12 protein-coding genes are annotated in these 13,696 nt (G+C 34.2%); 1 reads left to right on the top strand and 11 read right to left on the bottom strand.

Annotated features, from left to right (window positions below):
• Positions 1 to 235 precede the first annotated feature (235 nt).
• Positions 236 to 1,507 (bottom strand): cytosine deaminase, encoded by a 1,272-nt coding sequence (gene codA / locus B9Y54_RS06255; protein ID WP_085559466.1) that lies wholly within the window; start codon positions 1,505 to 1,507, stop codon positions 236 to 238.
• A 20-nt stretch (positions 1,508 to 1,527) separates the two neighbouring features.
• Positions 1,528 to 2,799 (bottom strand): cytosine permease, encoded by a 1,272-nt coding sequence (gene codB, locus B9Y54_RS06250; RefSeq protein ID WP_085559465.1) that lies wholly within the window; start codon positions 2,797 to 2,799, stop codon positions 1,528 to 1,530.
• 319 nt (positions 2,800 to 3,118) lie between these two features.
• Between codB and B9Y54_RS06245 the strand changes: the two genes are divergently transcribed.
• Entirely contained in the window at positions 3,119 to 4,504 is a 1,386-nt protein-coding gene (locus B9Y54_RS06245; RefSeq protein WP_085559464.1) for an ISNCY family transposase, read from the top strand.
• Positions 4,505 to 4,633: 129 nt separating this feature from the next.
• Here B9Y54_RS06245 and B9Y54_RS06240 read toward each other — a convergent pair whose 3' ends face one another.
• The 9 genes from B9Y54_RS06240 to B9Y54_RS06200 all read right to left on the bottom strand — a co-directional run bounded on the left by B9Y54_RS06240 (position 4,634) and on the right by B9Y54_RS06200 (position 13,602).
• Positions 4,634 to 5,092, bottom strand: a complete 459-nt coding sequence (locus B9Y54_RS06240; RefSeq protein ID WP_085559463.1) for an ASCH domain-containing protein — start codon at positions 5,090 to 5,092, stop codon at positions 4,634 to 4,636.
• Positions 5,093 to 5,250: 158 nt separating this feature from the next.
• Complete coding sequence (locus B9Y54_RS06235) at positions 5,251 to 6,324, bottom strand: ABC transporter substrate-binding protein (RefSeq protein WP_085559462.1); 1,074 nt, start codon at positions 6,322 to 6,324, stop codon at positions 5,251 to 5,253.
• Positions 6,321 to 7,154 carry an ABC transporter permease gene (locus B9Y54_RS06230; RefSeq protein ID WP_085559461.1) on the bottom strand — a complete coding sequence of 278 codons (834 nt, stop codon included), beginning with the start codon at positions 7,152 to 7,154 and terminating at the stop codon, positions 6,321 to 6,323. The genes B9Y54_RS06235 and B9Y54_RS06230 overlap by 4 nt, the downstream gene beginning before the upstream one ends.
• Positions 7,151 to 7,966, bottom strand: a complete 816-nt coding sequence (locus B9Y54_RS06225; protein ID WP_085559460.1) for an ABC transporter permease — start codon at positions 7,964 to 7,966, stop codon at positions 7,151 to 7,153. Before B9Y54_RS06225 ends, B9Y54_RS06230 begins: the two co-directional genes overlap by 4 nt.
• 12 nt (positions 7,967 to 7,978) lie before the next feature.
• Positions 7,979 to 9,073: an ABC transporter ATP-binding protein gene (locus B9Y54_RS06220; protein WP_085559459.1), complete on the bottom strand. Its 1,095-nt coding sequence runs from the start codon at positions 9,071 to 9,073 to the stop codon at positions 7,979 to 7,981.
• 301 nt (positions 9,074 to 9,374) lie between these two features.
• Entirely contained in the window at positions 9,375 to 10,280 is a 906-nt protein-coding gene (gene murB, locus B9Y54_RS06215; RefSeq protein WP_085559458.1) for a UDP-N-acetylmuramate dehydrogenase, read from the bottom strand.
• A 159-nt stretch (positions 10,281 to 10,439) separates the two neighbouring features.
• Positions 10,440 to 11,111: a potassium channel family protein gene (locus tag B9Y54_RS06210; protein ID WP_085559457.1), complete on the bottom strand. Its 672-nt coding sequence runs from the start codon at positions 11,109 to 11,111 to the stop codon at positions 10,440 to 10,442.
• Positions 11,112 to 11,123: 12 nt separating this feature from the next.
• Complete coding sequence (locus tag B9Y54_RS06205) at positions 11,124 to 12,503, bottom strand: TrkH family potassium uptake protein (RefSeq protein WP_085559456.1); 1,380 nt, start codon at positions 12,501 to 12,503, stop codon at positions 11,124 to 11,126.
• Between the two features lie 196 nt (positions 12,504 to 12,699).
• Positions 12,700 to 13,602: a Gfo/Idh/MocA family protein gene (locus B9Y54_RS06200; protein ID WP_085559455.1), complete on the bottom strand. Its 903-nt coding sequence runs from the start codon at positions 13,600 to 13,602 to the stop codon at positions 12,700 to 12,702.
• Positions 13,603 to 13,696: the final 94 nt, after the last annotated feature.

Below are 13,696 nucleotides of genomic sequence, written 5' to 3'. Positions count from 1 at the left end.
TTACCTTTTTATTTTACCATTTATATTAGCTAGAAAGCAATAATCGGACTAACTATGATATCCTTTTAAAAAACAATTAAAAAACCTACAAACTAAAATAGAGTCTTTTCGCTCTTGATTTTAGTTTGTAGGTTTTATTTCAAACATTTATTAGCAGTATTTAGTAGTCTTCTTATCTATCAGAATAAGAAGGATTAGCTATTTTATATTTTCTATTAACAACGTTGCTCTCTTTTTATTTTGAAAAAGTAATTTCTTCTTTTCCAGCAATTTCTACAATAGAAATTGCTGGAGTTGTTTGGGAAATAATCTGTCCATTACGAATAGAATACAAGACAACAGCTTGTCTTCTGACAGTTTCATACCCACTATCTGCATCTAAAATAATTATATTACCTGGCTTACCTATTTCAATCCCGTATTGCTCTTGGACATGCATCACTTTAGCACTATTTGTACTAATTAAGTGAAGTGACTGATTGATTTCTTCATACCCCATCATTTGGCCAACATGCAGCCCCATATGCAGAACTTGTAACATATTACCCGTTCCTAAAGGATACCAAGGGTCAAAAATATCATCGTGTCCAAATGCTACGTTCATTCCATCTGCCAGCAATTCTTTTACCCTTGTTAGTCCTCTTCTTTTTGGGTAACTATCAAATCGGCCTTGTAAATGGATATTAACCAATGGGTTTGAAACGAAATGAATACCAGATAGTTTCAATATACGAAACAACTTTGACGTATACGCGTCATCGTAAGAACCCATTGCCGTTGTGTGACTAGCTGTAACTTTATCTCCAACACCATATTCGTAAGCTCTTGTAGCTAGCACCTCTAAAAAGCGCGATTGTTCGTCATCAATTTCATCACAATGAACATCAATAAGTACATCGTATTTTATAGCCAATTCGAATAGTTGGTTGATTGATTCAACCCCATATTCGCGCGTAAATTCATAATGTGGAATACCCCCAACAACGTCTGCTCCTAACTTCAAAGCTTCTTCCAATAAACCAAGTCCATTAGGATAAGATAAAATACCCTCTTGTGGAAAGGCCACAAGTTGAATGGTTACATAGTCTTTCATTTCTTCGCGTAATTCAATCAATGCTTTTAGTGCAGTTAAAGAAGGATCAGTGATATCTACATGTGTTCTGACAAATTGAATGCCATTAGCTAGTTGCATTTTCAAGGCTTTACGAGCTCTTGTTTTCACATCTTCAATTGTAAGAAATTGCTTTCTTTCTGACCATGTTTCGATGCCTTCGAATAAAGTTCCACTTTCATTCCATCGTGGCTCTCCAGCAGTTAAAACAGAATCTAAGTGAATATGTGGTTCGATAAATGGTGTTGATACCAGTTTACCTTTTGCGTCCACTACTTGATGTCCTTTTACTTGTTCCAATGCAATGCTATCTTCAATCCGTGTAATGATGCCTTCTTCAATTAAAATATCTTGTTTTTTATTTCGATCATAAAGCCAGCCATTTTTTATTAACACTTTTTAATCCCCTTTATTTTTCAACTGATTTCATTGGTTAAGCTTTCCATTTTTAATGCCACTTGAGATGGCTTCATCACTTTAACCAAAACGGTATAAGTTGCTATAGCTACAAAAATACCATTAATAGCTGCGATTCCCGGCACATAAAGTGCAGCTAGTGATCCTATCGCGGTTGCCAATAAGGCATGAACGTTTACGTTTCTAAACTCTTGCGTATCAAAATGCTTGTATCTTTCTTTATCATGCAAGAAATAATCTGCAATCAAAATCCCGCCAACTGGTGGAATGAATGTGCCTAGCGAACCTAAGAATACTTGAAAATTGTTGTATAAGAAGAGAGAAGATAGTGTCCCAAGAAGTCCTAAAATCAGGACGATCTTTTTCTTTGGTTGTTTTGTAATATTAGAAAAACCAAGTCCTGCTGTATAGATTGCATTATCATTTGTTGTCCAGATATTTAATCCTAATACGACGATAGCTGGAATAATTAAGCCTTGTGAGAACATGACTTCTGAAACATCTGATAAGCCCGTAACCATTGCTCCAATGGCTCCAAACAAGAACATCAGTGAGTTTCCAACAAAGAAAGCTAAGACCGTTGTAACAACACTGATTTTTTGAGATTTCGCAAATCGAGTAAAGTCTGCTGTTGTTGAGCCTCCACTAACGAACGAACCTATTGTTAATGATATAGCTGTGCCCATTGTAATGGGATTGGTTGGTGTAAGAGACAAAATCTCTTTCATCCCACCTGCAGATTGAATTGCGTCTATAACCGACTTACCCCCTAATAAGGCAATAGCCGGTACAGAAATGAAACTAATAATTGCAAGAGTTTTCATTCCAAAAAAAGCAGAGGTTGTCATTGCAATTCCAGCACTAATGACTAAAAGTGGAATGCTTATCCCTGTTACTTTATGAACGGGCAGAGCAATCATTGCGATTCCTACTCCAAACCAACCAACTTGTGTCACTCCTAAAAGAAATGAAACTAGGTAAGAACCTTTTTCTCCAAAAGAGTATTTTGCTAGTAAATGAGTAGATAATCCTGTACCCGAACTGATAAAAGCAAGAAATCCTGTGTAAATACCTAGGATCAAATTTCCAATGAACACAGCTATCACGAAGTCTTTAAAGGACAGTCCAGCTCCAAGAGTTCCACCTGTTAACATACTTGCGGAAAAAAACGTAAAGCCTAACATGATAAAAAGCATAGACCAAAATCCCTTTTTATCCTCTTTTTTTACTTTTGCTAATGAATAATCCTTATCTTGCTGAGTGTTTTCCATTTTACTCCTCCTTATTATTCACCAGTACCTGCACATACAAAAAGACCCCTTGTCAAAAAACGACAAGGAGTCTGCGTATACGTACAGCAGTACAACACTGCCTCAATAGACAGTGCAAACCTTGTCAGCCTCTCTGGACTGATTTTAAAGGTACCGATATTTTATTAATTTCAATTTTATATGTTTAAGCCAGCTCTGTCAACTTAAATATTTTTTTAAAAAAAGTTTTTATCGTTCGAACGTGATAATGTCCTAAGTAGGTCGAAGCATAAAATGTCCCAAAATGATAAAATAAACTAATGAAAGGATCCTACTAACGATGAATGAAGATAAGAAATATAAAGCAATAAAAGCTGTGGCAGAAAAAAGAAAGGACAAAAAGAGAGCTTGTATTGAACTTGGGCTCTCGATGAGGCAAGTCAACAGATTAATTCAAGAATATCAAGAAGGAGGAAAAGGTGTTTTTTCACACGGTAATAGAGGAAAAATAGCTAAGCACGCCGTGCCTAAGGAAACAAAAAAACAAGTAATTGAGCTCTATCAAAGTTTTAAGATAAAACCTAACGTGAAGCATTTTACTGAAATTTTGAAGGAAGATCATGACATCTGTTACACTGATACGACTATTCGCCGTATTTTATATCAAGCTCATATTCTATCACCTAAAACTCAAAGAAAAACGCGTAAGAAAATAAAAGCTCGAATCAAAGCTAAATCAATGAAAGGAAAAAAAGAGGTTGAGAACCCACTGGTTCCAAGAGCAGAAGATCAAATGGAGTTACCCGAAAAAAGCCATCCTAGCCGTCCTAGAAAGAAATATCAGGGGGAGCTTATTCAAATGGATGCCAGCTCCTATAACTGGTTTGGTAAAGATGTGGCACATCTTCATTTAGCTATTGATGACGCTTCTGGTAACATCGTTGGGGCTTATTTCGATACGCAAGAAACACTCAAGGGCTATTATCATGTGCTCAATCAAATCCTAACGAAACAAGGCATCCCCTTAGCTTTTTTAACAGATAAACGAACTGTTTTTGAATACACATCAAAAGCCATGAGAGCGGTTGAAGAAGATACATTTACCCAGTTTGGTTTTGCCTGTCATCAACTCGGTATTGAGGTTAATACCACGTCTATACCACAAGCTAAGGGCCGTGTAGAGCGTTTAAACGGGACTGTTCAATCGCGACTTCCTGTAGATTTAGAATTAGCTGGAATACAGTCTATGGAGGAAGCCAATCACTTTTTAATAAAATGGGTTAGAACTTTTAATAAGAAGTTTGGTAATAAAACGAAGGAATCCATCTATGAAAATGCACCAACTAAATCAGAAATCAATTTATTATTAGCACGAGTAGCTAATAGAAAAGTGGATAGTGGGCATCATATTCGTTATCAAAATAGCTATTACCTGCCTACGGAAGGTAGTGAAGATAAATACTTTACGCGAAAATCAAAGGTGCTAATTATCGAAGCGTTTAATGGAAATATCTATGTAAATATAGCTGAAAAAATATACACGCCAAGGAGACTGAAAGAACATGACTACTACTCACAAGAATTTGATTCGATTCCAGAGCAAAAAAAAGAAAGACGCCAGTATATTCCCCCACAATCTCACCCGTGGAAACTAGAGTCTTTCAAAAGATATCTTCGTAGTGTCGGAAAAACACTCGAAGAGTATGAAGCTGAACAAACAGCTTAAGACTAATTTTAACAAATTCGGTCACATTAATGCAAGCTTTTGCGAAGTAAAAGCTTGCATTAATGTGACCCTTGGTTTTAGGACATTTTAACTTTCGCTTGACACTTAAATATTTTTTTAAAAAAAGTTTTATGCGGCATAAACAAACTCAAATTGGATACAAACGACTTCTATCTTTGTAGAGAAATGCCAGTGTTCCTCTTTGCATTGTTTTTCAAAATAATCTTGGTATAGCTCTTGCCAACCAGTTAAAGTACAGTCTCCTTCGCCTTCTTCATAAGCCACTTCAGCCGATACTTGATCAAATGCTAAGATAGATACTTTTAATAGTTGCGCTATTCCGATAGCTTGTTCGTTGCCATCTAGAATCATCCAATAGCTTCCTTCTTGAGGGACGGATTTTTCTTTTCTTTGATATTCTAGCAACAACGTTGTTTTTGCTGTCTTTAATCCTTCTAAAATTAATGCTGCAGAATGATTTGCTCTATCTTTGGTATCTCCAAAAGTCATTAAATCGTAATGATTTGGTAATGTAGAATTTTGAAGTTTGAAATTTTCCCATAACTCTTCTGCCGACTCATTTATCATTATTTCACTTTGCTCCCGTTCATTATTTTGAACAAATCCATCTATTTATTCAAAATCTTTTTCATTCACTTAATGGTTTTAGTTCATTTGGTTAAGTAACGTCAACAGGCAGTGTACCATACTAAGAACACACTTGTTTAAATCATCGCTATTTCATCTTATTTACGGTACATTTTAAATTCTAAAAATAAATCGTTGTACACACCAATAAACTCTTTGCCTAAATCATCATAGACTTCTAGATTTTCTAATGTCTGAGCACTAGGATAAAACTGTTCATCTTCTGTTATCTCTATTGGCAATTGTTTTTTTGCCGCTTCATTTGGTGTTGAGTACCCAATATATTCAGCATTTTGAGCAGCATTTACTGGCTCAAGCATGAAATTAATAAAAGCATAGGCCGCTTCTTTATTTTTTGCCGTTTTAGGAATGATAAGATTATCAAACCAAAGATTAGAGCCCTCTTCCGGGATGACATAATGCAAGTTCTCATTTTGATCTAACATTTCTGCTGCTTCTCCAGAAAAGGTTACGGCTACGGAACTTTCTTCTTGAATCATATACATTTTAATTTCATCTGCCACAATAGCTTTAACATTAGGTGTCAAAGTATTTAATTTATCTGCTGCTGCTTTTAGTTCCTTTTTATTTTTTGTATTTAGTGAATAGCCCAAACTATTTAAAGATAAGCCCATTACTTCTCTAGCTCCATCAATCAACATGACTTCGTTTTTTAATGTTGGTCTCCAAAGGTCATCCCAGTGCTTTATATCTTTTTTATCTATAAATTTATCATTGTAGATAATGCCTAGTGTCCCCCAGAAATATGGAATCGAATACGCATTTTTGGGATCAAAGGATTGATCTAAAAATAACTCATTTATATTTTCTAAGCCTTTAATTTTACTGTGATCTAATTTGACTACCATATTTTCTTTAATCATCCGCTGAATCATATACTCACTAGGAACAGCTAAATCATAAGCTGTTCCCCCTTGTTCAATTTTAGTATACATCGCTTCGTTTGAATCAAAAGTTTCATAAGACACACGATAATCTGTTTCTTTTTCAAATTTAGTGATTAATTTTGGGTCAAGGTAATCTCCCCAGTTATAAAAATTCAGAGTATTGTCTGACGTAATGCCTTGTGATTTACTCAATTGATCAACAGAAACATACAACCCCATACTGACGGCTAAAATTGAAATAATAATAATTAGTACTCTTTTCATCTAATCGGCACCGCCTCAGCTGCTAATCGCTTTTTGTTTTTTTGTTTTTTCGATAGATTGTGTTGTTGGATAAAATAATAACCGACAACTAGTAAAAGAGAGAACAAGAACATTAATGCGCTTAATGCATTAATTTCTAAACTCACTCCTTGTCTTGCTCTAGAGTAAATCTCAACAGCTAGTGTTGTAAAACCATTTCCTGTTACAAAAAAGGTTACTGCAAAATCATCTAATGAATAGGTAAAAGCCATGAAGAATCCTGCTAAGATACCCGGAGTGATGCTTGGCAAAATAACTTTACTTAAAACTTGCCAATTATTAGCACCTAAATCACGGGCAGCCATAATCATCGTATCATTCATTTCTTTTAATTTAGGTAAAACCATTAAAACGACAATTGGAATACTAAACGCAATATGCGAAAGTAAAACCGATGCAAATCCTAAACTGAAACCAATAAACGTAAATAGAATCAGAAAACTGGCACCGATAATAACGTCTGGCGAGACCATTAAGACATTATTCAAACTAAGTAATGTCGTACGCGTTTGTCTTTTTTTTGTATAATAAATAGCTAAAGCTCCGAAGGTTCCAATAGTTGTTGCGACTAATGAAGAAAGTAAAGCAACAAGTAACGTATTTAGTACAATCGTAATTAGACGTGTATCTTCAAAAACAGCTAAATAATTGTCCAAAGTAAATCCCTCAAAACTAGTCATCGTTCCTCCTGAGTTAAAGGAATAGAAAATCAAATAAAATATAGGAGCATAAAGAACAATAAAAACAGCAATCAAATAAAAATTAGACCACTTAATCGATTTCTTTTTCATTTACGTCTCCTCTCTTTCTTTTTCTTTTCACCAGTTAAAACCATAATTAAAAGCATCGCAACAATTAAGACAACTCCAATTGTTGAACCCATACCCCAGTCTTGTGTAACAAGAAAGTGTTGTTCAATAGCTGTACCTAAGGTAATAACTCGGTTTCCACCAATTAAACGAGTTAACATAAATAAAGACAAAGACGGAATAAATACAGCTTGAATCCCACTTTTAACACCATTTAAAGTCAAAGGAAAGACTACCCGTCTAAATGTATCTAGTCCATTGGCTCCTAAATCACGACTAGCTCGTTCATATGATGGGTTTAGTTCTTCTAATGCATTAAAGATAGGTAAAATCATGAATGGAATTTCAATATACGTTGCTACTAATAAGAAACTAACATCGGTAAATAAGATTTGTTGTCTGCCAATTCCAATAAACATTAAAAAATCATTTACCGAGCCATTAATACTAAAAATCCCAATGAAAGCATAAGCTTTTAGCAATAGGTTTATCCAAGTGGGTAAAATAATTAGCAATAGCCATAATTGCTTATGTTTTGTTTTATTTAATAAATAGGCTGTTGGATAGCTAATCAGCAAGGTCAAAATCGTTATTAAAAAAGCATACCAAACTGAGTTTACTGTCATTCTTAAATAAGTACCTGATTCAAAATACGTTTGGTAATTTGCTAGTGTAAACTGTCCTTCGACTGTAAAAAAAGATTGATAAAAAATTAATAGTAAAGGGGTAGCGACAAAAAATATCAGCCACAAACTATAAGGTATAAAATAAAATAATTTTGATTGTTTCGTCATTTTTTGTCCTCCTTACTCCTCTTCATAGCTTTCTAGACGTGCATCGAATTCTTGCTCTGATTCTCCAAAGCGCATCACGTGTATGTCTTCAGGTTCAAAATATAGCCCTACTTCACTTCCAACTGTTGCCTTTTTAGTTGAATGAACCATCCATTCATTGTTTTCGCGATCATGTCCAATAATTTCATAATGGACCCCTCTAAAAAGCTGTGTATTTACTTTAATGGTAATCTTTCCTTTTTCAACAGTCGTTAAACCTAGATCCTCTGGACGTAAAACCACTTCAACTTTTTCATGAGGTTTCATTCCAGCGTCCACACACTCGAGTGAATGCCCTACAATAGAAACAAGGTAATCTTCAATCATATGCCCTTTAACGATATTGCTTTCTCCAATAAAATCAGCAACATACCGGTTAATTGGCTCATCGTATACATCAACAGGTGTTCCACTTTGTACGATTTCTCCGTCTTTCATCACAAAGATTTCATCACTCATCGCTAGTGCTTCTTCTTGGTCATGTGTAACAAAAACAAATGTGATACCCAGTCGACGTTGTAACTCACGCAACTCGTATTGCATATCTGTTCTTAATTTCAAATCTAATGCAGATAACGGTTCATCTAACAATAAAACTTCAGGTTCATTAACTAACGCGCGCGCAATCGCTACACGTTGACGTTGACCACCGGACATTTCACTAATATCGCGATTTTCATAACCTGATAAACGAACCATCTTTAATACCATTTCAACTTTTTCTTTAATTGTTTTATTATTTATCTTTTTAATCCGCAACCCAAAAGCAATATTTTCATAAACATTCATATGTGGAAATAAAGCATAATCTTGAAAAACAGTGTTTACCTTACGCTTATTAGCTGGCAAATCATTGACAACTTTCCCATCTAAAGTAATGGTTCCTTCATTTGCTTCAGTAAATCCTGCAATTAATCGTAAAATGGTTGTTTTCCCACAACCTGATGGTCCGAGTAACGTATAAAATTTACCTTGTTCAATTTCAAAATTAATATTTTTTAATACCGGCTCGTCGTCATCGTATTGCTTTTTTACATGTTCAAAACGGATAATGATATTTTCTGTCATTTTTAATACTCCTTTTGTAAATAGCTTTATTTTCATCATTTTATTTAAAGTATCTATCGCTTGTCTTTTTAAAGCCATTTGTTGAAAAAAATAAAAATAAGCTCTATTCCATATTTTTTCTTTCTCACAAAAGATTAGGCATAACGTTATCTCTTTATTGTTTTGCCTTTTAGTAGATTAGCACCAACGAATGCTTTTACTCATACCTTCTAATTATAGTTTTTATCAAACTAAAATCAATAAAAAAATCAAAACCAGAAAATAAATTCTGTTTTTGATTTTTTTAGCTATTAGTTTATTATTAAAGGATATTTTCACCTATGATACGAACTTCTGGTACAAGTTCAATACCTGTACTTTCTAAAATAGTTTTTTGTACATGAGCAATTAATTCTATATAGTCCGTTGCTGTAGCATGGTTAATATTCACAATAAAGCCCGCATGCTTCTCTGAAATCTGAGCACCCCCGTATATCTTACCTTGTAATCCTGCTTCTTGGATTAATTTCCCTGTAAAATAGCCCGTTGGGCGCTTAAATACACTTCCACAGGACGGGTATTCTAAGGGTTGTTTAGCTTTACGTAAAAAAGTTAATTCCTCTATCCGTTCTTTGATTTCACTCGCTTTACCCTTTTCTAAGTGAAACTCTACTTCTAAAACAATATCTCGCGTCTCTTGTATTGCACTATGGCGGTAACGAAATTCAAGATCTTTGTTTTTCAATTCTTTTACTTCACCGGAACGAGTTAAAATCGTTACCATATCAATTACTTCACTAACTTCGCCTCCATAGGCACCAGCATTCATAAAGACTGCTCCACCAATACTGCCAGGTATACCACAGGCAAATTCTAAACCTGTTAACTCCGCATCTAACGCCGCATAAGACGTGTCAATCAAGCGCGCTCCACTTTGTGCAACAATATGTGTTTTTGAAATAGAAATAGCCTTCATTTCAGTCAAAACCATTACCACACCATGTATCCCACCATCTTTCACAATCAAGTTACTGGCGTTACCTAAAACTGTTAAAGACAAGTTATTCTCGTTAATCCATTCCACTAACTCAACTACCTCAGATTTTTCTTGAGGCAATACTAATATATCTGCCGGTCCGCCAGTTTTTGTGTAAGTGTAAAGAGACAAAGGTTCTTTTTCTTTTATGATTGAATCAGGAAATTTTTCTTTCATTCTTGTTATTAGCATTACATAATGACCCCTCAAAATTAATTTGCTTTTCAATATTCTAACATGCCGACTCAGTATTTGAAAATTTTTTATACTTTTCCTCACACCATTCTTAGATCCTCAGCTAAAGATAATTAAATAACTTCAGCTTTTTTCTTTCGTACTCTTTTTAATTTATTATCTTAGTTTATTAAGGTAGTCGTACCGTTCGAATATTTCAGATTCTGCTATTCCTACTATGATATCATTATTTTGAATAACGTAATCCGGACCAAATGAAACATCTAGCTTTCTGATTGTTTTTTTTCTAATGCCAATAATGTTCATCTCATATCGCTTTCGCAGATCTAATTCTTCTAAAGAACGTCCAACCCATTTTATAGGTGGGTAAAATTCAATTACAGCGTATTGCTCATCTAAGTCAACAATATCTGTAATGTTTCGTCTTAGCAAGCTTTTAGCTACTCTTTCTCCCATTTCTTTTTCCGGACGGACTACTGTTGTTGCCCCAACAGCGGTTAAAACTTCCATAAACATTTTATTTTTAGCTTTCGCAATAATTCTATCAATATTTAATTTTTTGCAATTCATCACTGCCAAAACGCTTGATTCAAGACTTGTTCCTGTTGCTACGACAACAACATCACAATTTTCAAGTCCAATATTTTTTAAAAACTCTAAATCTGTAATATCTCCTTGTATCGCTTCTGTTACAAAAGGTTCTATTCTATTAATATTGCTAACATCTATATCGACGGCGATTACTTCGCAATCAAATTCACTTAATTCTTTAGCAATGGAAGAACCAAATATACCTAATCCTAATACACCAATTGTTTTTATGGGCATATTCATTTTCTCCTATCCAATTAAAATATTTGTTTTAGCATAAACTCGTTCTTTTCTTTTTCCTTTTCTTCTGACAAGACTTAAAAAAATTGTAATTGGACCTATTCGTCCAATAAACATTAAGAACATCAAAACAGTTTGACCAATTCTTGATAGTTCTGGCGTTAAATTAACGCTCACTCCAACTGTACCAAGTGCTGAAACTGCTTCGAACAATAAAATGACAAACGGTTGTTCTTCAACAATTAGCAAGACGCTAAAGCCTGTCATTAAGCAAGCAAAAAAAGTAAAGACGACTACGATTGCTCTACGAATTGTTTCTACCGGAATAGAGTGGCTTGCGTAGTTAACATTGTTTTGACCTCTTATTTCATTTATGACTAATAAGACGACCAATGCAAAGGTTGTTGTTTTTATTCCTCCAGCTGCACCACCAGGGGACCCACCAATAAACATTAAGAAGATAGAAAATAATAACGAGAATGGTAAAACAGTTGCGTAATCAATCGTTGCAAAACCAGCTGTTCTCATCGTCACAGATTGAAAAAAAGAAACCATAATTTTTTGAGGAACTGTATAATTTCCAATTGAAGAAGCGTTATTCCATTCCACCACCATAAACATAATTGTTCCTGCAACTAATAAAATAACCGACATATTAATCGCTAAACGTGTATGAGGTCTCAGCAAGCGATACATTTTTTTAAATCCTAATTTCTTTTTATTTTTAATAATAGAATACACATTAAATGTCACATCAAACCAAACAGAAAATCCAATTCCGCCTAAAATAATTAGTGTTGCAATAACTGACGTCACCAAAGGATCATGAACATAATTTTGAAGACTAATCGCTCCCATATTATCAAATCCAGCATTACAAAAACCTGAAACAGCTAAAAATAAAGAGGTAAATAAGCCTTTAGCCCACCCAAAATCAGGAACAAAACGCAGTGCTAACAAAAACATGCCGATTCCTTCAATGACTAGTGTGTATTTGAATATCGATAATACATATGTTTTGAAATCGCCTAGCTTTTCTCTATTTAAAGCTTCTTTTACTGCCATCGTATCCGTGTAACTAATTTTTTTACCTAGCCTCATCAAAATAGTTGCAATGATTGTCATCAGTCCAAGTCCACCTATTTGCATTAAAATAATACAGATAACTTGTCCAAAAATAGTATACGATTCAGATATTGGGGTAGTAGATAATCCTGTAACACATGTTAAAGAAACAGCTGTAAATAAGTTATCAAAGTACGTATTTTGCGAAGTAACCGCTGTACTGATGGGTAAACTTAATAATAATGAACCAATAAAAATAACAAAAGCAAAACTGAAAGCTATTCGAGTCGATATCGATAGTTTTCTAAATTTATCAGATAACATAAAGGCAACCTCTTTCTCAAAAATCTTAGACGCACAAATGTATTATAGACTCATTAATAGAAAAGTAAAGCCTATTAGTAGATTATTCTAACAGCAAGGGATGATTCTGAATGGATTCTTCTCAATGGATTCGTTTATTTTATTTTTTACAGTCTACTGCAATTCATTTTTTTACGTAAATTTTTTTAGTTAATTTTTATTTCTTAATTTTAACAATCTTATCACACAATTGATGGGATAATAAAGTCGTTTGGGTTGAAACTGGATTAATACCTGACTCGACCGCTGCTAAAAACAAACGAATTAAAGGTGCAAACCCTCTTTTTTCTAGCGTTGGTTCCCAATCGCCAAACATTTGTGTAGTCTGTATACCGTTTATATCGCTAGAATAGTCTGTTAAGTTGATAACGCGATGCATCCCGGTAGGAGAATGAACCTCAGCAGATTCGTAGTTCGCACCAGAAACATAATTCATCGATGCAATACAAACAGTTTTTTCTGTAGTCAGATTGACTACAGAATTTTTTAATTCTCCGTCTTTTTCATTCACACTAAAAGATATATCAATAATAGGACTGTCTAATAGGAATAAAGCCGTATCTAACACATGAATAAACATATCATAAATAGCGAATTTAACCGTTCCAGTACTATTTGGTTTTGTTTTTTGAATAAAAATCATATTTTTATCTGGAATATCTTTTAATTTTTGAATCATTGGAGCAAATCGTCGATTAAAACCGACTGTAAGTAAAACTTGCTTTTGCTTGGCTAATTGAATCAACTCTTCCACTTCTTCTAAGTCTTCACTAATCGGCTTATCTACGTAAACATGAATACCATTTTCGATTAGCTGCTTAACGATTTTGGCATGTGTATGTGTAGCTGTATGAACAAAAGCCGCCTCTATCCCACTCTCAATAAGGGATTCTATAGAAGAATGGAGATTCGTATTGTTGTATTGGGTTCCAATCGCTTGAAGTTTGTTCTGGTTACGAGTATAAAGATGCCATTCTACTTTATCTTGCATTTCCATATCAACAGGTAAATAAGCTTTTCGTGCAATGCTACCTAATCCAATTATACCAATTTTTAACATCTTTGTTCCTCATTTCTGATTATTATTTTTATATTTTTTTCCACTAGTGTTGCATAAACATAGCTTAATTTGACCTCATTTCTTGTTTTTCTGA

It is taken from the genome of Carnobacterium iners (genome assembly GCF_900177385.1).
In the GTDB taxonomy this organism is placed as follows: Bacteria; Bacillota; Bacilli; order Lactobacillales; family Carnobacteriaceae; genus Carnobacterium_A; species Carnobacterium_A iners.
This window is presented reverse-complemented; position numbering and strand designations above follow the sequence as displayed.